Raw genomic sequence first — 26,059 nt, 5'->3', positions numbered from 1 at the left:
TTTTTATACCATGAACTAAATGGCCGTATATGCAAGGGGCGATTACGGTAACCCACTAATCTAGTCTATCATCTTTTAACTAAAGGCTTTACATCTTGCGGAATAGGGGAGATATAGCTTTTCCCTTGTAATCGTTCTTTTAGCTCCGTTTTTGCCTTTTCAACTAATTCTGGATTTTGAAGCACTTCTACTGCAGTTGCCGCAATAACCTTGCCAGCATGAAGCATTCCTTTATGGGCAATGGATGTTGATCCTAGTGTAACCCACTGCCAGCTATGCAAAGGTGACCCAAGAACAAAACAAGCTGTTGTGCATTGGGCAGTAGGAACAATCCAACTAACATCTCCCACATCCGAGGAACCTGTTAATGGCGCTTGGAGGCCCTCGATGGGTTCTAACCAATTTGCCAATGCATCATCTTGATTATCTTTAAAAGGATTGATTGTACTGTTCCTTTCTTGTTCGGTTAAGGTGGCGCGGACTTCTTTGGCAAGCTGTTTTTCCTTATCATCGTGTTGTGGAATACCTAATTCTTGAAAATTCTTGTACATGACGGATTCTAGCACATTGTTTTGGATAACATTGGAACAGGCTTTGTCGAAAACGATTTCTAATTCAGTTCCTGTCATAAGGGCAGCTCCTTTAGCAATATTACAAACTCTCAAGTAAATATCTTGAACTTGTGAAACTTCTGGAGCTCGTAATAAATAAAGAACTTCTGCATCTTGTTGGACAACATTAGGCGATAATCCACCTGAATTCGTTATTGCATAATGGACTCTTGCTTCTTGGATGATATGCTCTCTTAAATAGTTCACACCAACATTCATAAGTTCTACCGCATCTAAAGCACTCCGTCCCAAATGTGGTGATGCTGCTGCGTGGGAGCTTTTCCCTTTAAATTTATAATACACTTGGAAATTTGAAAGCGAATCCATCGACATAACGCCGTTAACATCCAGTGGATGCCAACAAAATGCAAAATCAACGTCATCGAACAAACCTTCTCTGACCATGAAGGTTTTGCCTGATCCGCCTTCTTCTCCAGGACATCCATAATAACGAACTGTCCCATTTATATGATTCTCTTTCATATAATCCTTCACTGCAACAGCTGCAGCTAAAGATCCCGTACCAAGTAAATTGTGGCCACATCCATGGCCATTTTCACCTTGTACTATTGGCTCTTGTTTAGCTGTAGCTTTTTTTTGACTCATTCCTGACAGCGCATCAAATTCTCCCATGATTGCCACAACGGGTTTACCAGTTCCAAAGCTGCCAATGAATGCCGTTTCTATGTTTCCAACACCTTTTTCAACAGAAAATCCTTCGTTCTCTAAGGTGCTGCATAGCAATTCAGCAGATTGATACTCTTCAAAGCGTGTTTCAGCAAAATTCCATATACGATCACTGACTTCAATGAATTTTTCTTTTTTTTGTTCAATGATTTCCGATAATCTATTTACATCTGTCATTTTACACTCTTTCCTTCCTATATATATATTCTGAAGAATTATTTTAATAGGCGTCTTGCAATTAGATTCAAAAGTTCTGCACACCTTGGTAAAACCTCTTCTTGAATATCAAATTTAGGGTGGTGATGTGGTGCAGGAATATCAGTCCCGATAATCATATATGTCCCTTTTCCGCCATTATCCTGTACTCTTCGAATCATAAAACTTGCATCTTCGCTACCAGCAGAACCGGATTCCCTGCAAGCTTTTATTGTTGAAAAACCTTCTACATTCCTGGCTTCTTCCATGGCCAGTTCGATAAGTTCTTGATCACAACGAATCGTAATTGCTTGACCTATAATTTCAATTTCATGTTCAAGCTCATGCATACCTGCACTATGAGCCACGATATTTCGAACACGTTGCTCCACTTCAGCATTTGTTTCTTCGGATACAGAACGGGTTTCAATGATCATTTCTGCATGCGCTGGAATAATATTAGCGGCTGTTCCTCCATTAAGAACACCTACGTTCACGCGGGTAGAGCCTGAACTGAATCTTGGAATGGCATGAATATTTAACAATGCGGTGGCTGCTCCTAATAATGCATTTTTACCTTTTTCAGGAGAAGCACCTGCATGAGAAGATACCCCATGAAAATGGGCAGTCATTTTCGTACTTGCTAAAAAGCCGGAAGACCCACCGTGAAATTCTCCCAGAGGGACATCTGTGCCAAGGTGCAGACAATATATATGATCCACATCATCCAAAATTCCTTTTTGTACAATTGAATAGGCACCACGTACACCTTCTTCAGCTGGTTGAAAAATAAGCTTTACCGTTCCTGCGAAATTACCATCCGCTAATTTTTCAGCAAGCCCTAAGCCAATTGCCGTATGGCCATCGTGTGCACAGGCATGCATATTGCCCTCATATTTGGAACGAAAACCGTTTATTTGTGGGAAGTGGTCAGAATCAGTACTTTCCGTAACAGGCAATGCATCCATATCAAATCGGAAAGCGACAGTTGGGCCATCAGTTTTACCTTTTAATATACCGATGACGGCAGTATATCCGCCCTCCATTTCTTGGAGGATTTTTGGATTGGCGCCATCTTGTAATGCTCTATTAAATGTTTCCTCTAATACTTCTATAGGGGGGACTCCACGGCGAGAATCACCATCTAAAGCATCTTTGCCAAATATCACGTTATATTTCAGAGAAGTTAGTGCTTCTACTACCTTTGAAGCAGTTCGAAATTCCGTAAAGCCAACTTCTGGATGTTGATGAAGATCACGTCTTAAAGAAATAATATCCAATTCGTTTCACTCCTAATTTATTTGATGATAATTCATATAATACGATTTGTTGTTTAGACCAAGCAGCACAGCCCCTCAAGTCGCTTAAGGGGCATGCGAGGCGCTTGAGATTTTTAAATTACGGTAATTTCGGATATACTCCGGGACCAATTGGGAGGCCAAGGAAATACCAAACAACTACCAATAGCGTCCAAATGATGAAGATGATAATCGGATAAGGCAATATAAGAGAATAATAAGTTCCTAGTTTTGCATCTTTTCGATACTCTTGTAAGAAACTTAAGAATAGTGGGACAAATGGAGATACAGGAGCCAATGGCAGTACAGATGAATCTGCTACCCTGAACAACATTTGGGCGAAGGCAGGATGATAGCCTAATACCATGAACATTGGGACAAAAACGGGTGCCAATATAGACCATATTGCAGATCCGCTGGCAATGAACATTGAAAGAAGTCCAGATAAGAACATTAGCCCAATTAGGACAGGTGCACCTTCTATGTTTAGCTGTTCCAAGAGATCTGTGATGGATAAAGCCAAAAATTTACCCATATTACTCCAGTTAAAGCAAGCGACAAACTGGGAAAGCGGGAAAACCATGATAATGAATCCGGCCATTCCTTTAATTGGGTCTACTAATAATTCCGGAATGTCATTTTGTTTCTTAATCGCTCCCACCTTAACTCCATAAGTAATAGAAACTGTAAAAAAGAAGAGTAAGATGATTGCGACAATTCCAGACATGAATGGCGAGGGGAGAATCGCTCCAGTTTCTGGATTTCGTAATAGAGCTCCTTCTGGAACGACTAGAACGGCCATAACAGCAATAAAAATCAATGCTGAAATACCTGTAGCCAGGAGTGCTTTGTTTTGTTGCTTCGTTAATTGCTCCAATTTCTTATGCTGACCGCTACCTTCATACTTTCCTAAGCGCGGCTCGACAAATTTATCTGTAATCAAGGATATAACTACCGTGAGTACGAGAACGGAAGTCGCCATAAAGAACCAGTTATCAGTAACATTAACGGTCAAATTTCCATTCATGCCTTTCGCTACTTCCGAACTAATTCCTGAAAGCAGGACATCTGTTGTGACGATTAATAAGTTGGCAGTGAAACCTGAACCAACCCCAGCGATGGCAGCAAGCAACCCAGCAACAGGGTGCCGTCCCACAGCAAGGAAAATTAGAGCACCAAGGGGAGGCATAATAACAAGCGCTGCATCAGAAGAAACATGACTAAAAAAGGCAACAAATACAACTAAATAACTAGCGTATTTCCCTGAGACTTTTAACGACATTTTCCGAATCAAAACTTCTAACAATCCAACTTTTTCTGCTAATCCTACTCCTAGCATAAGAGCTAAAATAGATCCCAGTGGTAAAAAGCCGGAAAAGTTTTTAATCATATTCGGCAAAATCCATTGGATGCCTTCACGGCTTAAGAGGTTTTGAACTTCCACTCTCTCTCCACTTATGGGGTCCGATGCCGAAACATGGAAAACTGATAAGAGAGCGGTTACAACAAATAAAAAAGCAATCATATAAATAAATAAGATAAAGGGGTGGGGGATTTTGTTTCCTATTCGCTCTACTCGATTGAAAAAACCACCCGTTTTATGATTTTGAAGATTAGTTGTATCTTTAATTACTTTTTGTTCCATTACATTCTCCTCCTAAACCTTCTTCCATTTGTAGTTTGTGCGTTTTGCACCATTCCATTTATAAACTTTTTCTCTAAACATGCCTTAAACTCAAATTACCGTCTTTCATCCTTTGAGAACTTCATTAATTCCTTCCAATATACTGATTTTTAATTAACGAATATTTAACGCTATTTTCGTTAAATGTATTATATAATTAAGAATAATCTATTTCAATAAAATTTTCAGAAAAAAGAGAAATTATTTTCTGGTAATTATTGTTAATGAAACAATAGGATTCGAAACCTTTGAGTCAAAAAGTCCTGCCACTCTTGAACTCACGATAGATAGGAAAGCATATTAAGCAGCACCGTTTATTAATGTCAAACGGTGCTTTACATGCTTTTATATTTGGCTCTCATTTTTATTCCCTGATAGGGGTGGTTATTTTGATATAATAAAACTAATAGTAAGATGTAGGGGGTTAAATAAACTTGTATAAAATTGGGGTTGTAGGTCCACTTTCATCTATAAAGAAAATTCGGGATGTTACTAATGAATTTGAACATGAAATAGATTTTATTGATTTTCCATATGAAGATGCACGTGAGGTAACGGACATTATAAAGAAACACCAAAGTACAGTAAATGGTTGGTTTTTCTCTGGACCAGTTCCTTATAGAATAGCAAAAGGAATGTTGGATTCAGAGGCCAATTTTACATATTGTCCTCCCGTAGGATCTAGTTTATATAGATGTTTATTACAAATGTCTGCAGATCAAAAACATTTTTTCGATAAGTTATCCATCGATATGATTCGATTGGAAGACTTTTTTCTGCATGAGTCACTGCAAGAGCTAGGGATTTCCACCGAACATATTTATGTAAAAACATTTGATGAACAATATGATTATCAAGAAATTGTTCAATTTCATCTTCAGTTGTGGAGGGAAGGGGAGATACATGCTGTCCTAACCGTTTTACAATCTGTATATGAGGCCTTGAAAAAAGAAAATGTTGCTGTCTACAAAATAAATATGACAAAGATGGAAATTCGGCAAGCGGTCAAGATTTTGATTGAAAAAGCAAAAAGCACCTATTTTAAAGATAGTCAGATAGGTGTAGAGATTATTGAAATTGATCAGTTTGATCAATTTGTGGACGAGGTTAATATTCGTTATCATCTTCAACATTTGGAGCTGAAAATTAAACAAACCTTGCTTTCATTTTGCGAAAAATTAGATGGATCACTCATAGAAAATGGAAACGGCCGCTATCAAATATTTAGTTCACGCAAGGCAATTGAACGGGAAATTGGCAGCTTGCAAAGTACTGTTCAATTACTGGCCCTTGAAATGGATGTCTCAGTTGCAGTGGGTATTGGTTTTGGCGAGACGGCTGCATCGGCAGAAATCAATGCCCGCAAGGCAATCCGTCATTCGAAGAAGCAAGACAGTTCCGGAATTGTTGTTATCCAAGAAGATGGTGTAATGATTGAATCCGTAGGTCAAGAAGAACAATTGGCATATACCTTCCGTTCTAATGATAAAGAACTGCTGGATAAATTGAATCAGGCTAACATTAGTATAAAAACGTATAAAAAGATAGAAGCATTGGTTGATCGTATGGGCTGGGACGGCTTCACCTCCTCAGACTTAGCTTCTCATTTATCCATGACCGTTCGAAATGCCCAGAGAATTATGAGTAGTTTGAGTGAAAGCGGTTTAGTGGAGTACAAAGGAGAAGAACTTCAATCACCTCGGGGAAGACCTCGTAAAATTTATATGTTAAAGAAGTAACACCTCGACCTTCTTATTATCATGTAAATGCAATCGATTTATGGTGAAAGTTTTGAAGGGGATTCTCATTAGTAATGAGTTTGATTATCTGGATCTAGTCATTTAAACTTTATTTTAACCTAGAGAGCTGAAAATCAGCTCTTTTTCTTATGGTGCAATATCAAAAAGATGTTCCTCTATCATTCGTATATGTAAAAATACCAGAACAGTTATAAATGATAGTAATATCGTTATTCAATTTAGGGAAAGTAAACGTTGATTTGCAACGAACTATAAAGAAAGCTGACTTGTAAACCTCTCATTAAAAGCTTATACAACGTATTTTTCCTTCATGTTGCATGATAAAATGATACATAAGAGAAAAAATTTGGCGTGGGTATGAATACAACTATATATTATACCATCGCTACCACTCTTTTCTTTTTTCTGCTGATATGATCAAGAGTAACAAAAGAAATAATAACCAGGGCTCATACAAATTGAGCAATATTTAGACAGCAGAAAAATTAGGATTACGATATCATGACTTGGATTAAACCAGGATATTCTAGAAAGAACAATGAATCTATTACAGATGGTAAAGGAAGTCGATTACTGGATGTATAAAATCGGACTTGTCGGTCTAAAAACTTCTATAGAACAAATTTTAGTTTTGGCAGAAGAATATAAACATGAGTTGGAATTCATCTCATTGCCCTATGTAAAGACCGAAGAGGTGGAGAATATTGTAAAGGAACATGAATCTCACGTACATGCATGGCTTTTTTCTGGTCCACTTCCCTATGAAATTGCGGGAAAAACAATACGTACAGATAAAATAATGGTCCATGTTCCTGCCACGGAATCAGGTTTTTATAAATCTTTTTTAGAGATGATCTACGAACAAGGGAAAATCATTGAGCATCTAAGTATCGATACTATGTCCTCAAATAATATAAGTGAGGAAGCTTTGTCACAGTTGAATATAAAAACCAAAAAGATTTATACGAAAGTGTTTGAGACAGATGTTGATACGGATGAATTGGTACATTTTCACTTGGATTTATGGAATACGGGAAAGACAGAAGGAGCATTTTCTTGTTTTCCTTCCGTGTGTGAAGCTTTAAGGGAATATGGCATTCCAGCTTACCGAATGTCGATGAGTAAGATGGAAGTGAGGCAAACGCTTCGAATTCTTTCTGAAAAAGTAAAGACTTCCTACTTTAAGGATACACAAATCGGAGTTGAAATCATTGAAGTCGAATATTTTAACAAAGTTGCAGAGGAAATGAAAACTCCTTATCATTTACAATACTTGGAGCTACGGCTAAAAGAAATGTTGATTCAACTTGGAGAAAAAATAAATGGTTCCTTTTCAGAGAAAGGGAATGGAAGATACATGATTTTTAGTTCTCGCGGCGCAATTGAACGAGAAATCATTACCCTCGAAGATACCATTCAAAAATTGGCTTTTGAAGCAGATACAACCGTTGCCGTCGGAATTGGCTTCGGTGAGACTGCCTATTCGGCGGAAATCAATGCTTTTCGTGCTATTCAACATTCAAAAGAGATGAAGAAGCGAGAAATTGTGATTATTCAAGATGATGGAAAAATTATCGAATCACCAGGCAAAAAGAAAGAACTGCAATATGATACCCGTACCCACAATAAACCCCTTATAGAAAAGTTGAAAAACGGAAATATCAGTGTTAAAACGTATAAGAAGATATCGGCTCTTGTTCAAAGAATGGGCTGGAGTGATTTTACTACAAAGGACATAGCGACACATCTTGAGATGACAGAGCGGAATGTACGGCGTATTGTTGCGGATATGTGCGAAGTTGAGTTGGCACAATGCGTTGGTGAAGAGGCTAATGCCACCCGTGGAAGACCGAGTAAAATTTATCAATTATTATGAATTACAGGCACCCATAATTTGGGTGCTTTTTTAGTGTGAAAAAATAGTTTGGAATTTTCAAAAAATATTGTAATAAAGACCGTGTGAGATTATACTCTATTTAAGGAATTTTTTCCTTAAACTATCCTAAATTAAGAAATGTTATGTAAGTTTAATGAAAAAGGAGTTGTAGTGGATGTCTCAAACGATAATGATTCATGATTTGATCGAGGCTGTTAAAGATGAAGTGATTGCTTGGAGAAGATATTTACATAAGTATCCGGAGCTTTCTTTTCAGGAGGAAAAAACAGCACAATTTGTTTATGAAACGCTGCAAACTTTTGGTGAATTGGAAATTTCACGTCCGACAAAAACGAGTATTATGGCCCGTTTGATTGGTCAGCAGCCTGGGAAGGTTATTGCACTGCGGGCAGATATGGATGCGCTTCCAATTGTAGAAGAGAATGATTTTGACTTTGTGTCACAGAATTCAGGAGTTATGCATGCTTGCGGACATGATGGGCATACGGCGATGCTGCTTGGCACAGCAAAAATTCTTACACAGTTAAAGGATCAAATTAAAGGGGAGGTGCGCTTTTTATTTCAACATGCTGAGGAACTGCCGCCCGGTGGAGCTCAAGAAATGGTGAGAGACGGTGTGCTGGATGGGGTGGATATGATCATTGGATCCCATCTCTTGTCGACTCTTCCTTTAGGGAAAATTAGTTTGGGTTACGGTCCAGTGATGGCTGGAGCTGATACTTTTAACATTACTGTGGTGGGTAAAGGGGGGCACGCCTCACAGCCTGAACTTACCGTCGATCCCATAGCAATTGGAACTCAGGTTGTATCAAATCTCCAGCACATTGTTTCGAGGTATCGAGATGCCCAGGAAGCCCTGGTGATTTCAGTGACTCAGTTCCATGCGGGAAGTGCGATTAATGTTATTCCAAGTAAGGTAAGCATTGGTGGATCAGTTCGCAGCTTCAATCCGGAACTGCGGGAAGAAATCCCGAATTTTATCGAACGGATAGTAAAAGGGATTACTGAAGCGCATGGAGCTACTTATGAATTCGATTATCAGTTTGGTTATGCTCCTACCATTAATGATGAAGAAGTTACCCGATTGATGGACGAAACGGTCTGTGAAATATTTGGTGAAGAAAGTCGAGAAATTTCAAAGCCAATTATGGGAAGTGAAGACTTCTCTGCTTTTCAAAAAGTAGTTCCGGGATCTTATATTGGAATAGGAGCTCGTAATGAAGAAAAAGGGATTATATATCCTCACCATCATCCCAAATTTACAGTCGATGAACAGGCTCTACAAAATGGGGTGAAGTTATTTGTTCATGGGACTTTAAAAATGTTAAATCTAACTTACTAGGGGGTTAAGAGTTTGAAAAAAATATATTGGCTCGGAATTATCCCGTTTCTTGGCTTTATTGTGGGCGCTTTGTTTACAAATAAAGTAACTCCCTATGTTCTGGGTATGCCATTTTTTCATTTTTGGATTGTACTTTGGTCTGTGCTGACCACAGGTATAATGGGGATTATTTATCTACTCGATCCTGCTAATCAGAAGGGAGATTCAAGATGAACATTGCCGTTTTTTTCATCCTGTTTTTTTTCGTCATTTCCGTTTTGATTGGTATCCAGGCTAAAAAAGGGAAAGAAATGAACTTGGAACAATGGTCAGTTGGAGGTCGCGGAATGGGAGCCCTATTGATTTTCCTCTTATCCGCAGGTGAAATGTATACTACCTTTACCTTTTTGGGTGCAAGTGGTTCGGCTTATGGGGAAGGTGGTTCCATCTTTAGTATCGTGACATATGGCTGTCTGGCTACAGTCATCTCCTATTGGACATTTCCTGCAATCTGGAGGTATGCAAAGAAACACAAATTAGTTTCCCAATCTGATTTTTTTGTGAAAAAATATCAAAGTCCCTATCTTGGTGTGCTTGTTGCTGTAATAGGTGTTATAGCTTGTACTTGCTACTTAGTCCTGCAATTGAAGGGTTTAGGATATATCGTTTCTGCAACATCCTATGGGGTCATTTCTTCTACAGCTGCCATTTGGGTTGGAGCAATTGGTGTTACCATTTTTGTAATGGTTTCCGGTATTCACGGTTCTGCCAGGACAGCTATTTTGAAGGATATTCTGATTCTTGGCGTTGTTGTATTTTTAGGAGTTTATTTCCCACTTCATTATTATGGCGGTCTTCAACCTATGTATGAGGCCGTTGAACAGGCAAAGCCGAACTATACCATACTTCCAAATCAGGGAATGAGCGTTTCATGGTATATATCGACCGTTGTATTAAGCGCTATTGGATTTTATATGTGGCCGCACGGGTTTTCTCCTATTTATGCTGCCTCTAGCGAGAAAGCACTGCGAAAAAATGCAATCCTAATGCCAATGTACCAATTGATTTTATTGTTTGCCTTTTTTGTCGGGTTTGCAGCGATCTTACAGATGCCTGGATTAAAAGGCGGCGACGCCGACCTTATCTTACTGCAGCTTTCTAAACAAGAATTTGATCCATGGTTTGTAGGCTTAATCGGTGGTACTGGCGTGTTAGCCGCTCTAGTCCCAAGTTCCATGCTGTTGATGTCTATATCAACATTGCTTGCGAAAAATGTATACAGCGTATTCACTCCATCTGCAACGGAAAATCAAATTGCAAAACTGGTAAAATATTTGGTTCCGCTTATTTCTCTAGTAGGGATTTACTTGACCTTTAAAGGTGGAAACACCCTCTTTAGTCTCGCTTTAATCGCCTATAATTTTATTACACAACTTGCTCCTGCCTTTTTCGCAAGTTTGATGAGAAAGAATTTTGTAACCAAACATGGAGCATTTGCAGGGATAATAACAGGAGGAGTACTAGTTTCCATCATGGAACTGGGGAATATAAAAATTGGACAACTGTTTCCTTATCTTCCTCAAGCAATAAAAGACCTGAATGTGGGTATTATCGCCCTATTTGTTAACATTGTTGTTTTAGTGGTGGTCAGTTTGATGACAAAAAACTTTACTTATACTCATCAAGATACTGATGATTTGGAGACATCAACACTAGAGCAGAAGATCTAATGCAAAAAGAATCAAATAGCTAACGCAACATGATTTTTTACATTCACTTCCGGTATAAATATGTACACGAATTCCTTCCAATTAAAACTTTCCTGGGGTCAGTTTTGCAGCACTCCATTTACAGTTTGGAACGCTTTTAAAGAATTGGGCTTTTGGAATCAAAGTTGGTCCAGTGGACACAGGATAATTCAATGATCGCCCTTTTTTGAAGGGGACCTTTGAGAATTGTCCTTTTTAATCTCTTTCTGCCAAATAACTAAGAAGGTTATCTGCAAAAAAACAACCGGTCTGAATATGACCGGTTTGTTTCATTTACTTACTCTGATTTAGAGCTCTGATCTTTATTTCTTTTATTTCCTTTGCTGTTGTCCCCGCTAATAGGAGTTTGTCCGTGTAATTGCGGTGAATTTTGGTTACCGCTGCCTTTATTGAACTTTTTTGTCATGTCTCACATCTCCTTTCTTTTTTCAAATACAGTTTGTCCCTTTTTGGTGAACTTATGTTTTTCACTTGTAAGGAACATCCTTATCAAGTGATCTTTTTCATTCACGGCTAGTAAGGTAGCTCGGTAGGAGGATAGATAGAACAATCATTGCCTGTTGAAAAAGGAGCTCAGCTGCATATCGATCTGCATTTCGCCCTTGAGGGATTTTACACAGACAAAGTGTGCAAACTGGCTGTTATGACTGTTGAAAGTTCTAATTATGAAGATGAAATAAAAAATGTTATGGAATGTTTGGGAACTAGAGGGTCTTTTTAACATAAGTTCATACAAGAGGGTTAAATTACATAGTTCTTACTTTATTTTTAATAAGCTTGCAGTAGTGGTTTGTAGCTCTGAAAAAAAGAACAGTATATACAGATAAATGATTTCAAGGATACATGTAGTATTCTTATTTAAAGCATGTATAAGCATCTTCATAGTGATCTTTCCTTTCTTATTGTAATTTCATCAATTATACTAATGATTTTATACAAAATCTTCCTCTTTGTTAGATTACCTGCCATTGTTTTTCTGGATGTAAGTTTTTATTGAAAAAGGATTGTTTACCAGGTGAACCTTCAGGTAAATGATTGAAGTCATTTCTATTACCTCGATAGAATATATTTCACGTGTATTTTAGGAATCCAATAACTGATTTTGGTATGTACTTTATGAAGGATCAGTCGAATATTTGCTTCACAGTTACTAGCGCTTATACCATAAATTCGATATGAGGGAGCTTTTCTGGTTTCTGCCGGGCAGGGTAGCTCGGAGAAAATAAAAAAACAAAAGGCAGAATTATTCTGCCCTTTGTCTACAGTTTTTTTTGATTTGTACAATTTGAACGTCGATTTCCTCTCCAGGCACTCGCTTTCCGCGGGCGGTCCGGGAGCCTCCTCGGCTTGCGCCTGCGGGGTCTCCCCTGGACGCGCTTTTCCCGCAGGAGTCTCGCACCTTCCGTTTCAATCTACTTTGTTTTAATTTTTAGATAGAACCCTTTTGTTTTTAACTCATCCAATAAACTATTCAATTCAAATTCTTAATGATCTTAATTTCTTTTAGTAATACAAACACATATGAGATACCCAGGGCTAAGATGATACAACCTAAAAAGAATATTCACCTTAATATTGGGGCACGAGGATCATTTGGGTGATCTTTGCAAACCCGGGGAGACACGACTCTTAATTGTTATTTTTACTGGTAAAGTCATTTTTGTTTAAAAATTCTATGATTCCATTAATTAAACCAGTGGATAGTGGTAGTTCAGGATTTGTATAGGTTGCTAAATTTCCCGCTCGATCTGCAGGGGCTTCTTTCAATACATGATTCATCTTTTCGAGTATAAGTAATTCAGAATCGCTTTTTTCCGTATGTAACGCTTTTGCGTTAGTTGCCGGCACTTGAATGTCTCTATTGCCGTTTACGATCAGAACAGGGATATTCAGTTCCTTTACTGATTCTATCGGGTTATATTGAATCCAAGAAATCATGTAAGGTTGAACAGAAGGGCGGAATACATTCTGCAAATCTGCACTGACAGTCTCGACTTGTTTTCCTTGTTTAAGCTTTGCCAGTATATCTTTCGATTCCGTTAATAACTTCGGTGTCAGTTGCTCTTCAAGCTGTTTGATGAGTACCTGGTCAATAGGTTCGCCTGGACCTGCCAATGAAATGAATATGTCTGTTTCTGTTTTCTTAGCTGCTTCCATTCCTATTAAAGAGCCTTCGCTATGGCCGATGATGCCGACTTTGGAAAAACGGCCATCCTTTTTGGCAAATTGAATCCAGGCAGCTGCATCATCAATATACTGTTCAAATCTCAGGTCCGCTTCTCTTCCTGCCAATTGCATATTTTCACCAATTCCGCGCTTATCATATCTAATGCTTGCGATACCTTTTTCTGCAAGACTCTCGGCTAACATTTTCAAACTATTATTTTTTCCCGGATTTCCAATGGTGTTACCATCTTTATCGGTCGGACCAGAACCCGCAATTAAAATCATCACAGGAAAAGGCCCTTCATTTTTTGGTGTTTCTAAAAGGCCTTTAATGGTTCCGTTCTTTAAGTCGGCCTGCACGATTTCACCTGATTCTTTTTCTTCAACTGCCTGATCGGAGTTCTTGACCAATTCAAAGGGGAACTTTTGCCCTTTTTGAACAAATGTTCCTGAAATCCTTTTCTGATCTACTTTACCATCAAACGTTATTTGCTGATTTTGGATCTTCATATCAAAAAACAAGTCTGATTTACTTAACTTTACACTTGTTAAGGGGAATTCGTTCAACCCTTGTACAGGAATACTTATGGTTCCACCTTTCTTCGTAAAATGAACAATGATTGGAAGTGGTTGATTTGGAATTTTAATATCTCCCTCCCATCTGCCTTCAATAGCTTTCAATGAGCTCACTTCCTTTGAATTCTCTTCCACCTGTACCGCCTCCTTGGTTCTGCAACCTACCATTAATACAAAAGTACTTACGAAAATACATATAATCGTCAAAAGTTTTTTCATTCGAGCGATTTCCTTTCTAAAGTAATTAGAGATAAAAACAATTTCATGTAACGTTTTTTTGTTTCAGACATTCATATCCGTCTTCATTATAAGTAAGTTTTAATATCAAATTCCAATATTTTCCCTTGTGGTTGCGTTTATTTTTCCATTGTCCCTTTTTAAATAAGGTGGCAATTGTGGAGGGATTTTTTAATTAAGAGAACAGACCGTCTTAATCGAGAGCGCCTAAGTCGGTGCTGTTTTCACGTTACCTTTTTAAATGTCGGGATATTAGGTCAAAATTAGAATTATTTGAATCAAACATTGACATCTAAAAGAAACTCTTTTAGAGTGGATGTGTAAATTAAATATCCTCGTTAGGTGAGGCTCCTGTGTAGGAGATACGCTACTGCCCAAAAATGTCGAAAGACGCCAATGGGTCAACAGAAACCATCGACATAAGGTGGTTTTTAATGTAGCTGGCTTTGTCCTATGCCACACAGTGCTAAAGCTCTACGAATGGAGGAACTGGATTTATGCTTGTATTTGTCATTCAGTCTTATACGACTGTTGTATTTGTCATCCAGACAATGTACGCATATATACCGTATTTAACACCTTCATTTGTAATGGAGGTTTTTTTATTTTTTTCCTGGGGGTGAGGAATTTGGATAACTATTCACGTCGACATACACGTGAATGAAAACAAGATTTTGGAAGGGGAATAAATATTTTTTTTACTCTTAGTATTTAAGGGAAATATTTTTTTGCTCCCCTAAAAAGGAGTGAGTGACAAGATGAAAAAAGTCCTGACCGAAGATCAAATGACTTTACAAATCATAAAAGTTTTAAAAGAAGGAAAAAAGAATGAATTTTTAGCAATATTAGAAGAACTCCAACCTTATGACATTGCGCGAATTTTTGAGGGGCTACCAGAAAAACACCATACACGTTTCCTGTTGTTACTTGATTCAGAACAAATCGCTGAACTGATTCAAGAAGTTGAGAAAGTGCATCAATTAAAAATCCTTAGTAAATTAGGAATAGAGAAATCCGGTCATGTAATGGATCTAATGGATAATGATGATCTAGCTTCATTGTTAGAGGACCTATCCCCTGAAAAAATTGAAGAACTTCTTTCAGGCATGAAACAAGAAGAATCAAAAATCGTTCAAAACATCATGAATTATCCCCCTGAAACGGCCGGGCGAATAATGACAAACCGTTTTGTCTGGATCCCCCAACATTATACAGTTCGTGAATCAGTTGAAAAACTGAAAATCTTTGCGGAGTTTTCGGAAACGATCAATTATCTTTATGTAATAGATAATGATAAAAAATTAGTAGGTGTTGTCTCATATCGGGATTTAATAATAAATGATGAATCTGAAAAAATTCAAGATATTATGTATAGCCGGGTTATCTCGGTTACTGCTTATGAAGACCAAGAAGAGGTAGCTCGTGTTATTGAGCGATATGATTTTTTAGCAATTCCTGTAGTTGAAAAAAATAATGAGTTATTAGGAATTGTAACCGTCGATGATATTATTGATGTTGTCATTAAGGAAGCGAATGAAGATATTGAAAAATTATCGGCATCCGGTAAAGCTATAGACTTTGATACGAAGGCGCACGTGGCCGCATATCGTCGGCTTCCCTGGCTTATTCTACTTTTATTTATCGGATTGGTGTCTGGAACCATTATAAGCGGTTTTGAAGAAACATTGTCCAAAGTTGTTGCACTTGCCTTCTTTATGCCGATGATCGCAGGGATGACTGGAAATACAGGTACACAATCTTTAGCTGTTGTTGTAAGGGGCCTAATCACTAGTGATACTGATAAAGGAGTCGTGACCAGACTTATTATACGGGAATTGAAAGTTGGATTGATAATAGGCGTTACCTGTGGAATATTGATTTCCATCATAGCTTATGTTTGGCAGGGAAATCCCGTTCTGGGATTAGTGGTTGGAAGTTCGTTAGTGATGACCCTAATTATCGGAACTTTAGCTGGGACCATTATTCCTTTGATATTATATAAATTCAACATCGATCCTGCAGTTGCTTCTGGTCCGCTAATTACAACACTAAATGATATCCTCTCGTTACTTATTTACTTTGGAATTGCCACGATGTTTATTTCAAAATTGATGTAGACTATCCATTAAGCTAGTAGTTTTTTCATGGGCGAACATAGTCTCAATGATTGCAGTACAAACTGTCCAGGCTGATGTTTTAAATCGGGATAGTGCGGAGGTTGATCATCTGCCAAGCAGACAATAAAAATAGAGTTTTAAGCTGCGGCCTTTTCTCGGTATCCAATCGGGGAAAGGCCGTTAAATTTTTCTGGGAGTGAACCGTATATTGAAATGAAAAACATGGGACATAATAGGCTGTAGCAAGTTTGGGGTTTATAGGAAAGACTACATAAGAGTGTTATGGAAGCAAAAACCAATCATATTCTTTGACCTATGAACTTCATCAGTGATACGCTTCTTTTCGAAATTACGTATTCAAACCAAGGAGGAACAATGATGACACAAACTAAACAACAAATAATCACCCTGGCAAACCGTCCAAAAGGTATGCCATCGAAAGGGGATTTCAACTTTGTTGAGAGTGAAGTTCCCACACCAAAGGATAATGAGATTTTAGTACGTACACTATATTTATCTGTCGATCCATATATGCGTGGCAGAATGCAAGATACCAAATCATATATTGCTCCATTTGAATTGAATAAGGTCATCACTGGCGGCGTTGTTGCTGAAGTTGTTGAGTCCAAATCGAATTCCTTCAAACAAGGGGATGTCGTTGTTGGGAATATCGACTGGGCAGAATACACAGTTGTCACCGAAAAAGAAATCCGCGTGATTGATCCCAAGGTGGCTCCGGTCACAACTCATTTAGGGATTCTTGGAATGACCGGTTTAACTGCTTACTTTGGTTTGCTTGATATTGGTAAACCTCAAGAAGGTGAAACGGTAGTCGTTTCAGGAGCGGCTGGAGCAGTTGGTTCAGTAGTCGGACAAATTGCTAAGATTAAAGGTGCGAAGGTTGTTGGCATCGCTGGTTCAGATGAAAAACTTGAGTATTTAACGAAAGAGCTGGGATTTGATGGAGCCGTAAATTATAAAAGTGATAGTTTTGCGACAGATTTAGCTAATGCTGTTCCCGATGGAGTCGATGTTTATTTCGATAATGTGGGCGGCGAGGTGTCCGATGCTGTTTTCACACTTTTGAATGCGAATGCCCGAATACCATTATGCGGAGCGATTTCCTCGTATAACGCAGAAGGAAAAGATCTAGGACCGCGTCTGCAATCGGCGATGATCAAAACGAGTGCACTAATGAAAGGTTTCACAGTTGGAAATTATGCCTCTAGATTCCAAGAGGGTGCTACGGATTTAGGTAAGTGGCTTCAAGAAGGAAAGCTGAAGTATGAAGAAACGATTATTGAAGGGTTCGAAAACACGCCTGATGCATTTTTAGGTTTGTTTAAAGGAACGAACCTCGGTAAGCAGCTTGTAAAAGTTGCGGAGCCTGAATTCGCTCAACTATAAGTTTTCTGGAAATAAAGCTGAGGAAGGTCCTTTGTTGGGATTTTTAAGCAGCTTATGACAAAAGCGGCCTTTTTTCGATTTAAATCGGGGAAAGGCCGTTTTCTTTCAAGTTATATGATCCTTCATTACCTTAAGTGGTATCTTTTGATCCATATGAAGGATATTAATTATGAGAAGTCACTTCATCAGACATAGCCTTCACTACAGAGTTGGAATCTTTAATGAAAGGATAAATTGAAAATGAGTGAAAATAAGCAAAGGTCCTCTTCGGAATCTCTGAAATTGGATACGATACATACGACATTTAAACAGGCTTTTGAAATAAAAAAGATTCCATTTCCTTGGATAAAAGCACTAAGTGCAGGTATAGCTGCTGCACTACCTGTTTTCATTGGCTTATTATTCGGAAATTTATCGTACGGTTTACTTGCAGGGATAGGAGGTTTCGCTTATTTATACGTTTTTAACCAACCGTATCGCCAAAGAGCTAAAAAGATTTTCTTTGTGATGGTGGGTCTTGCTTTATCTGTTGTTTTAGGGACGCTTTTGGCTCCATACCAATTAGGAACAGCCATAATGATGGGTATCATCGGGGCCAGTGTTTTTTTTGTATTTGGTGCATTAAAGATAACCGGTCCTTCGGCGGTATTTTTCGTCTTGAGCTTTGCGCTTGCGACAGGTATGCCCGTTGACCAAAGTCTTGCCCCATTGCGTGGTGGCCTCGTTTTAATAGGTGGGGCACTATCATGGATAATCTGTATGTTAGGCTGGTTTTTCAACCCTCATGGACCAGAATCGCTTGCGGTAGAAAAGGTGTACAGAGAATTGGGGGCATTCTTTGATTCCATGGGCACCGAGACATTCAATAAAGCAAGACAAAGAACCGTATTGGCGATGAAACACGCTGAAGATACACTGTTAGCGGGGGTTTCAAACAGGCGAAGTCCAGATGAGTTGAAGCGATTATATCTATTGAATGAACATGCCAATGCCATATTCTTGGAGGCTCTGGAGATTACCTTGAACAAAAAGATCGTGATGCCGCCAGAATTAGGTCATTCCGTTCGTGCCTTGGCCGGTTCCATTGCATCTGGAAAAAAGAATAAAAAAAAGATCCTTCAACCTGACCAAATGACTGATGAGGTGGAAGCGTTATTCATGATGATATACAATGCAGATGCCATCATGAATGAACCTGTACAAAAAATCGATCAAGCAGCAACCATCTCCAAGCCTTCTTTAAAGACCATTTTTCTTGGGGCGTTCGATAAGAATTCCATTGTTTTCCTCTCTTCCATTCGATATGGAACAATCCTTACCATTGCGGCGATCATCGCCTATTCCGCCGATTTTAACCGTTCGTACTGGATTCCCTTATCCTGTGCTGCCGTTATGTCGGGTCCGACCATCATCTCCACATTCCATCGGGCGGTCCAAAGGACTTTCGGGACGGTCATCGGGCTCCTGATAGCAAGTTTAATTCTAGCAGCCGTTCATAACGAGTTCATCATCGTTCTGATCATTTTATCTTTGACATTCATTACAGAGCTTTTCATCGTTCGGAATTATGGATTGGCGGCGATGTTTTTTACCCCTTCAGCATTGATCATGGTGGAATATTCATCTCAAAGCTATGATTTCGGTTTTTTTGCGACTGTAAGGATAACCGATATTGTCGTTGGTAGCTTGATAGGGCTTATTGGGACGCTGTTACTCGGAAGTCGTTCGGCATCCAGTCTTCTCAATCATTTAATAGCCAAAACGATTCGTAGCCAGGGGCAGCTATTATTGATGGCGTTCTCTGAAAAAGATAATGACCTTGCAATTGATGAAAGCAGTGAAAGGAACAAAATGCAAACAAATATGGTGAATCTATTAACCGTCTACAATGCATCCCTTGGTGAGATATTCAAAAACAAGGCTAGATTGGAATCTCTTTGGCCCGTTATATTTTCGATAGAACAGTTGGGATATTATCTAAATGCCAGCTTAAAATCCTCTGAACGGCCAATCCTTTCAGAGCGGGAGCTTGCTCAGTTGCTGTATGTTTTCGAAAACATGGCGATAGCGGCCGATAAAAGTCGATCACATACGAATAAAGAAGTGCCAGAAATAGAAGGATATTCAAAAATCCGTCAGGAAATTTTGGACCTACAAGATGCGCTTCAGTTTTCCGGAGAAGCAACTGGCTAATCAATCTATTGATCCGGGAGATCATATTTGAATCCCTTTCTTTAAATGAGTGATTCTTCGCCCCTATTAATAGGATGAAATTGGAAGGTTTATAGAAAAGTCTGTAAAAATGCCAGTTTTCATTATAAAATGTAATTACAAAGAGAAAGGTGATGAACCATGTCAAACGTTGCTAAATTTCGTGATTTTTTAACTAGTGAGAAAATCTATATGAATGAGTTGAATGAAGATGGCACCACCTTTTTTAGGGCTGAGCAAAAGTTAAAGGACGGCTGGAAGGTCCTTTTAGTATTTGCTTTCAATCAAGATGAAAATGTGGCGGACTTATTTTGCTTTAATGTCGCCGAGTTGAAGAATCCTGAAAAGAAACAGGATGTACATACACTGTTGAATGAATATAATGCTAATTTTAGGTATTCTAAGCTGTATGAGGAAAATGGGACCATTTCCATTCGGTATTCATACTCCATTGAGGGGGACATCGTACCGGATCTGGCGTTCAGGAAGTTAATCATGCTGCTTGAAACGGCACAGCAGGTTTATCCGCGGTTAATGGAAGTCATTTGGTCTTAGATCATCATATAGGATGAAAAAGTTCTCTGATTCAGAGGACTTTTTAACATTTTTACTAGAGTGAATGAATATATTAACGTTACAATACGTTAATTATTAATTTTTTTTAAAAGAACTATTGCATTTTTTCACATTAAACTATATAATTAATTTTGTTGATTGGTAATTCGACAAACTTCTACAAGAATATGCGGGTGTAGTTTAGTGGTAAAACCTCAGCCTTCCAAGCTGATGATGAGGGTTCGATTCCCTTCACCCGCTCCAATACATACTCATAACGTAGGGTTTCGTTACCTGGAGAACGAAGCTTTGCGTTTAAATATTATTACAAGAATTCTACTGTTTACAGTGGGATTTTTTTTATTGTTCAAATTGCCTGCAGTAAGTATGTTATGCCCGAAAACCGATTTTTTATTTTTATATTATCCTCCATCCTGGAGAGTGGGGATTTCGATTCAGCACTAACTTAGTCAATGTGATTAACTACGTAAGTAGAATCAGTTTGACTAAGTGTGTGCTTTTTTTTGTCCAAACTTGCAAGTTATGTAGTTTAGGTCTGTTTAGACACTGTTAATGGGGAAGAGCAAGGTGTGCGGATATGTAATAACCATTGTTATGGTTGCAGTTTGGCGACAAAAAGGGATTGGGAGTCCGAATAGTGAGGTGTAGGTTGAAACAAAAGTGCTCCGGCTGAAAACAGCAAAAACATTTTTTTGGATAAAATTGTAGGCAATCTCGCTCTTTGTTTTTTTATTGTTTTATGAAACCCTCACTGGTTCGAAGAAATTTGCGACACTCCTGCCGAATAACTGGCTAGTCGAGACCCCACAGGCGCTTGCTTTGATGAGGCTTGGCAGACAGTCGGCGGAAAGGGAGCGGGTTTCTGGAATCACTGGAATGTAATTTAAGAAAAGTCCGTAGGCTAGACTCATCCCGAACCAAATTTAAGCTAGGTGATCCTTTATGCTCTTAAAATCCAGGAATCATTTTATCGCTTTTTTCAGGGTATGGATCGATCGGTTGAATAAAAGGATACTAGAGGACTGGTTTTATTAATTGGAAAAATCATAAAAACCCCTTCCGATTGTGGAAAGGGTTTAATTTCGTTCGAATTTTAATTATCCTTCTACAATCGAGTAAGTCCCTTCACCACCATGGATTTCAAGGAACATGTCCATCAGGGATTTCGTCAGCTGATCTGCTTCCGTGATTGGAGTATTGGGTTGTAAATAAATGATTTGGATAGCTTTTTTCGTTTCTTCGGTGACTTTCGTGCGTTCTGAATCAACGTAAGGACTTCCGAATGCGCCCACATGATCGGCAGATGTAATCATATTCTCCATGGAATTCAAGCGGCCGTTCAAACCTTCATAACCATCTGACTCCTCGCCGATCTTAATCGAGATGTCCCCTGATAATTTTTCCGCATCATAAATGCCAATCGGAACTTCATATAACAGCGAGAAGAAGTTATTTAAATCGATGGCTGAATGAATGGGTGTCAAGTAATTCTGTTTTTTTACTCGACGGTAAAGGGCTTCCACGGAGGGGCGGTACCGTGACGGATTTGTTCCAGTAGCCTTGAAAATCTCCCGCCACACTTTAATGCCGGAAAAGTCGGCCAATTCCTTTTCTTCAAGATCGAAGAAAAGAGCTTCCTGAAATAATTGAAGTCTTCCTTTCACCATTTGCGGGGAGGGACCTACTTCGATGTTTTCATATGTAATGATCCCAACTTTGAATTGAGGGATTTTACTGCTAAGATTAGCTGATACGGTAATTTCCAACGGTTTCACCTCCAAAAATGATTGCAATTAGTTTATCATAGATAGCAATGGTTTGAAAAAGATTCAAGCTTTCAATGGGAATACTGAATGAACGTAGGTGATTAATATGGATATGAACACATTCAAGCAAGAAGTGATTATATATAGTAAGGAAATCGGCATCGATAAAATCGGCTTTACATCGGCCACGGCCTTTACCGAATTGAAAGGTCGGTTGATACGTCAACAGGAGCTGGATTATCAGTCAGGGTTTGAAGAAGCCGATATAGATAAAAGGGTAAGGCCTGAATTGATATTCGATAAACCGCAATCCATCATTTCGATTGCGCTTGCTTATCCTTCTAAATTGAAGGATGCTCCGCAAAGTACAAAAAGTGAGCGCCGGGGGATTTTTTGCCGGGCGTCTTGGGGAACGGATTATCATACCGTTCTTCGTAATAAATTGCAGTTACTTGAGGATTTCATCAGTGATAAGGTGCCAGGAGCAATGATGAAGTCCATGGTTGATACGGGCGAGTTATCTGATAGGGCAGTGGCTGAGCGTGCAGGTATTGGCTGGAGTGCAAAAAACAGTATGATCATCACACCGGAATTCGGGTCTTATGTATACTTGGGAGACATGATAACCAACCTGCCATTTGAACCGGATCAACCGATGGAAGATCAATGCGGGACATGCAATAAATGTGTCGATGTTTGCCCGACTGGAGCGCTCGTTCAGGGCGGGCAGCTAAATTCCAAGCGTTGCATTGCGTTCTTGACGCAGACAAAAGGTTTCCTTCCGGATGAGTTCAGGACGAAAATAGGCAATCGTTTGTATGGATGTGATACATGCCAGACCGTTTGTCCGAAAAACAAAGGAATGGATTTTCATTTTCATGAAGAGATGGAACCCGACCCGGAGCTGGCGAAACCTCTGTTAAAACCGCTGCTTACGATTTCGAATAGGGACTTCAAAGAGACATACGGCCATGTATCTGGCTCTTGGCGCGGTAAAAAACCAATCCAACGAAATGCCATTTTAGCATTGGCCCATTTCAAAGATGAAACGGCATTGCCTCAATTGATACAGGTCATGAAGGATGATCCGCGGCCTGTCATCAGGGGGACGGCGGCCTGGGCAGTTGGGAAAATTGGCCGGGAGCAGGCTGTTTCCGCATTGGAAGATGCAAGAATGAAGGAAACGGATGAAGAGGTATTGGCGGAAATTGAGAAAGGACTGCAGTTTACCTTGGAAACTAAATGATATCTAAAATGCAGCCGCCCGGTAAATATTAACGGGGCGGCTTTTTTGGCTTAGAATATTCCGTTACCTTCAAGGAAACCTTTTTAAAAGTATCATTATATATATATAAAGTTGAAACTCCCACATTTTATGAAATTGTGTTTTTGTCCATGCCCTCATACATACACATTAGCATAGATGGTAAGAAGGAGGGCATGAACTTGAGGGAACAATTGCAACGCCTTTTACAAGAAAGAGTGGAGTTTTATACTTCCGATGATCTGGAACGGGGTGAAAGGAAGTTACATTTGAAGAAGGAAATGATGAGAAACCGTGCTGCGGAAATTGTTCGGGTGAATGCGGCAGGCAAGGTACATTCAAAGAGAAAGGAAGACAATGATACAGTTCTGACATATCACGTGCACCTGCAATATTTATTGAAACAGGAGGATTCATTTTATATAGAAGAAGAAATGGAGGAAAGGGAGGCCCGGTTTCGAAATGGTTATATAGTGGATGAAAGTGAGCTGATTCCGAGCTTTGAAACCGAAGGGGCACCGCCAAAATGTGATCCAGGCGCAGAGCGTCTCGCATATAAATATGATCGGATGAAGGCTGTCCAATATGCCGAGCGTTGGTGGAACGAATTCAATCCCGCTTATCATAAATTCACTGATGATTGTACGAATTTCATTTCACAATGTTTACATGCAGGAGGAATACCGATGTGGGGGGCCCCAAATAAAAGTAAGGGCTGGTGGATAAGAGGGAAAAGCTGGAGTTATACATGGACGACGGCCCATTCTTTATATCATCTGCTTAAAGCCGGGAATGCCATCAGGACAAAGCAGGTCGAGTCGGCCAAGGAATTGAATTTGGGAGATATCCTTTGTATAGATTTCGAAGGGGACGGACGGTTTGATCATAACTTGATCGTAACGGCGAAGGATCAGGACGGGATGCCGCTAGTGAATGCACATACGATGAACAGCCGTCACCGGTATTGGACATATGAGGATTCAACGAGATACACACCGAACATCGTTTATAAATTTTTTGTGATTTTGGATGGAGGGTGATTGGTTTTTAGTCTTTTTTGTTTAATGCTATAATTAAGGTGAAGTTCAAACTAGAGGTGAAAATGAAGTGTCAATACATGTAGTTTTATATCAACCACAGATTCCAGCAAATACAGGAAATATCGCAAGAACATGTGCAGGGACGGATACGTCTTTACATCTCATTCGCCCGCTCGGTTTCTCGACGGATGACAAACAGCTCAAACGGGCCGGGCTCGATTACTGGGAGAATGTAAAGATCCATTATTATGATTCGTTAGAAGAGTTTTTTGAAAAAAATGCCGGCGGTGAATTTTATTACTTGACGAAATTCGGGGAGCAGCCGCATTCCAGCTTCGATTACAGTGATCAAGACAGTGAGATATTCTTCATTTTTGGCCGTGAAACGACGGGGCTCCCGAAGGATCTGATCCAAGAAAATATGGATCGGTGCCTGCGGATTCCAATGACGGATAAAGTACGTTCACTTAATCTGTCGAACACGGCTGCCATCTTGGTTTATGAAGCACTTAGACAGCAAAATTACCGTGAATTGGATTTGAAAACAAAAGGTTGAGTTTCATCATTACTGTCATCGGGGGCATTATTTCAGCCCCGATGATGGATACTTTACATATTCTTTAGGGGTGGGAGCATTGAATAACATTATTGAGAAGATTTTAGATCACCGTTCCATACGTTCTTTTGAGGACAAGTTATTGTCTGAGGAGCAAATCAATACGATTGTGGAATGTGCCCAAGCGGCATCGACTTCAAGTTATATTCAAGCGTATTCAATCATAGGGGTAACCGATCCGGAAAAGAAAGCCAAGCTTGCTGAACTTGCCGGACCACAATCATATGTAGAGAAGAATGGACATCTATTCGTCTTTTGCGCCGATTTATATCGTCATGATATGGTTTCCGAAATGGAAAGCACTGACCTGTCCGAATCAATTGAAAGTACGGAGAAATTCATGGTTGCCTGTATTGATGCTGCTCTTGCGGCTCAAAATGCGGCATTGGCAGCAGAATCGATGGATCTTGGCATTTGCTATATAGGCGGGATCCGCAATAATCTCCCAGAAGTGTCAGCAATATTGAATATACCGCATCGCGTTATACCATTATTCGCTCTAGTGGTCGGATATCCGAAAAACCGTTCGGATAAAAAGCCGCGTTTGCCGCTGTCCAATATTTATCATGAAAATGGATATCAGGAGGATAAGCAAGAGTTCATCGGACAACTTGAAGAGTATAATGAAACGATTTCCAGTTATTACGAGCGTCGGACTGAAGGTAAACGAAAAGACACCTGGACCGAGCAAATGGCTGGAATGCTTGGAAAGAAAAGCAGGTTGTACATGAAAGATTATGTTGAGAAGCAAGGATTTAAGAAACATTGATTGATGGTAATGGCTTATTGCCCTTCCCATAAGGGACATCTTCCAAAGTCCTGAGTATGGACCTAGCAGTAAAGATCCCGGAAATATTTCCG

Annotated in this window: 19 protein-coding genes, 1 tRNA gene and 1 riboswitch; of the genes, 14 read left to right on the top strand and 6 right to left on the bottom strand. The window is 39.3% G+C overall.

All coding sequences use genetic code 11. The features are described from left to right. Window positions 1–68: 68 nt before the first annotated feature. The 3 genes from ACIROD_RS09355 to ACIROD_RS09345 all read right to left on the bottom strand — a co-directional run bounded on the left by ACIROD_RS09355 (window position 69) and on the right by ACIROD_RS09345 (window position 4,436). Complete coding sequence (locus ACIROD_RS09355) at window positions 69–1,475, bottom strand: M20 family metallopeptidase (RefSeq protein ID WP_402939867.1); 1,407 nt, start codon at window positions 1,473–1,475, stop codon at window positions 69–71. A gap of 38 nt (window positions 1,476–1,513) precedes the next feature. Continuing rightward, entirely contained in the window at window positions 1,514–2,773 is a 1,260-nt protein-coding gene (locus tag ACIROD_RS09350) for an amidohydrolase (RefSeq protein WP_402939865.1), read from the bottom strand. Window positions 2,774–2,891: 118 nt separating this feature from the next. Beyond that, a complete protein-coding gene (locus ACIROD_RS09345) occupies window positions 2,892–4,436 on the bottom strand; it encodes an AbgT family transporter (RefSeq protein WP_402939862.1) in 1,545 nt (514 codons plus the stop codon). Between the two features lie 473 nt (window positions 4,437–4,909). On the opposite strand from ACIROD_RS09345, the gene ACIROD_RS09340 reads away from it, so the two are divergent. The 5 genes from ACIROD_RS09340 (at window position 4,910) to ACIROD_RS09320 (ending at window position 11,183) form a co-directional block, all read left to right on the top strand. After that, the gene (locus ACIROD_RS09340; RefSeq protein WP_402939860.1) at window positions 4,910–6,214 is read left to right on the top strand and encodes a helix-turn-helix domain-containing protein; all 1,305 of its coding nucleotides are present in this window, start codon (window positions 4,910–4,912) and stop codon (window positions 6,212–6,214) included. Window positions 6,215–6,812: 598 nt separating this feature from the next. Next, entirely contained in the window at window positions 6,813–8,111 is a 1,299-nt protein-coding gene (locus tag ACIROD_RS09335) for a hypothetical protein (protein WP_230178224.1), read from the top strand. Between the two features lie 175 nt (window positions 8,112–8,286). Next, window positions 8,287–9,474, top strand: a complete 1,188-nt coding sequence (locus tag ACIROD_RS09330) for a M20 family metallopeptidase (RefSeq protein ID WP_402939857.1) — start codon at window positions 8,287–8,289, stop codon at window positions 9,472–9,474. 12 nt (window positions 9,475–9,486) lie between these two features. Continuing rightward, window positions 9,487–9,687, top strand: a complete 201-nt coding sequence (locus tag ACIROD_RS09325) for a DUF3311 domain-containing protein (protein WP_053344651.1) — start codon at window positions 9,487–9,489, stop codon at window positions 9,685–9,687. Beyond that, on the top strand, window positions 9,684–11,183 hold the full coding sequence (locus ACIROD_RS09320; protein ID WP_402939854.1) for a sodium:solute symporter family protein: 1,500 nt from the start codon (window positions 9,684–9,686) through the stop codon (window positions 11,181–11,183). Before ACIROD_RS09325 ends, ACIROD_RS09320 begins: the two co-directional genes overlap by 4 nt. Before the next feature lie 316 nt (window positions 11,184–11,499). On the opposite strand, the gene ACIROD_RS09315 is transcribed toward ACIROD_RS09320, so the two are convergent. Both ACIROD_RS09315 and ACIROD_RS09310 read right to left on the bottom strand, forming a co-directional pair. Beyond that, window positions 11,500–11,628: a hypothetical protein gene (locus ACIROD_RS09315; RefSeq protein WP_290370132.1), complete on the bottom strand. Its 129-nt coding sequence runs from the start codon at window positions 11,626–11,628 to the stop codon at window positions 11,500–11,502. Window positions 11,629–12,851: 1,223 nt separating this feature from the next. Further along, window positions 12,852–14,099: an alpha/beta hydrolase family protein gene (locus ACIROD_RS09310; protein ID WP_402939850.1), complete on the bottom strand. Its 1,248-nt coding sequence runs from the start codon at window positions 14,097–14,099 to the stop codon at window positions 12,852–12,854. Window positions 14,100–14,528: 429 nt separating this feature from the next. Beyond that, window positions 14,529–14,694: riboswitch (M-box (ykoK) riboswitch) on the top strand. A gap of 265 nt (window positions 14,695–14,959) precedes the next feature. Here ACIROD_RS09310 and mgtE point away from each other — a divergent pair. The 5 genes from mgtE to ACIROD_RS09285 all read left to right on the top strand — a co-directional run bounded on the left by mgtE (window position 14,960) and on the right by ACIROD_RS09285 (window position 20,755). Beyond that, window positions 14,960–16,318, top strand: a complete 1,359-nt coding sequence (gene mgtE / locus ACIROD_RS09305) for a magnesium transporter (protein ID WP_402939847.1) — start codon at window positions 14,960–14,962, stop codon at window positions 16,316–16,318. 378 nt (window positions 16,319–16,696) lie between these two features. Next, window positions 16,697–17,725, top strand: a complete 1,029-nt coding sequence (locus tag ACIROD_RS09300; RefSeq protein ID WP_230178055.1) for an NADP-dependent oxidoreductase — start codon at window positions 16,697–16,699, stop codon at window positions 17,723–17,725. A 240-nt stretch (window positions 17,726–17,965) separates the two neighbouring features. Then, window positions 17,966–19,918 carry an FUSC family protein gene (locus tag ACIROD_RS09295; protein WP_402939843.1) on the top strand — a complete coding sequence of 651 codons (1,953 nt, stop codon included), beginning with the start codon at window positions 17,966–17,968 and terminating at the stop codon, window positions 19,916–19,918. Between the two features lie 159 nt (window positions 19,919–20,077). Beyond that, entirely contained in the window at window positions 20,078–20,491 is a 414-nt protein-coding gene (locus ACIROD_RS09290; RefSeq protein WP_063235961.1) for a YbjN domain-containing protein, read from the top strand. Between the two features lie 190 nt (window positions 20,492–20,681). Next, a tRNA-Gly gene (locus ACIROD_RS09285) sits at window positions 20,682–20,755 on the top strand. Window positions 20,756–21,609: 854 nt separating this feature from the next. On the opposite strand, the gene ACIROD_RS09280 is transcribed toward ACIROD_RS09285, so the two are convergent. Next, window positions 21,610–22,278, bottom strand: a complete 669-nt coding sequence (locus tag ACIROD_RS09280) for a B3/B4 domain-containing protein (protein ID WP_402939840.1) — start codon at window positions 22,276–22,278, stop codon at window positions 21,610–21,612. 106 nt (window positions 22,279–22,384) lie between these two features. On the opposite strand from ACIROD_RS09280, the gene queG reads away from it, so the two are divergent. From queG to nfsA, 4 genes are all read left to right on the top strand, one after another. After that, complete coding sequence (gene queG, locus ACIROD_RS09275) at window positions 22,385–23,524, top strand: tRNA epoxyqueuosine(34) reductase QueG (RefSeq protein ID WP_260359169.1); 1,140 nt, start codon at window positions 22,385–22,387, stop codon at window positions 23,522–23,524. A 200-nt stretch (window positions 23,525–23,724) separates the two neighbouring features. Next, a complete protein-coding gene (locus tag ACIROD_RS09270) occupies window positions 23,725–24,582 on the top strand; it encodes an amidase domain-containing protein (RefSeq protein ID WP_101223367.1) in 858 nt (285 codons plus the stop codon). Window positions 24,583–24,649: 67 nt separating this feature from the next. After that, window positions 24,650–25,138 carry a tRNA (uridine(34)/cytosine(34)/5-carboxymethylaminomethyluridine(34)-2'-O)-methyltransferase TrmL gene (gene trmL, locus ACIROD_RS09265; protein WP_101223366.1) on the top strand — a complete coding sequence of 163 codons (489 nt, stop codon included), beginning with the start codon at window positions 24,650–24,652 and terminating at the stop codon, window positions 25,136–25,138. Window positions 25,139–25,217: 79 nt separating this feature from the next. Then, the gene (gene nfsA / locus ACIROD_RS09260; protein WP_402939835.1) at window positions 25,218–25,967 is read left to right on the top strand and encodes an oxygen-insensitive NADPH nitroreductase; all 750 of its coding nucleotides are present in this window, start codon (window positions 25,218–25,220) and stop codon (window positions 25,965–25,967) included. Window positions 25,968–26,059 lie beyond the last annotated feature (92 nt).

The sequence above is a fragment of the Peribacillus sp. NPDC101481 genome (genome assembly GCF_044767165.1).
Taxonomy (GTDB): Bacteria; Bacillota; Bacilli; order Bacillales; family DSM-1321; genus Peribacillus.
Note: the sequence above shows the minus strand (reverse complement) of the source record. Positions and strands in the feature narration are given on the sequence as shown.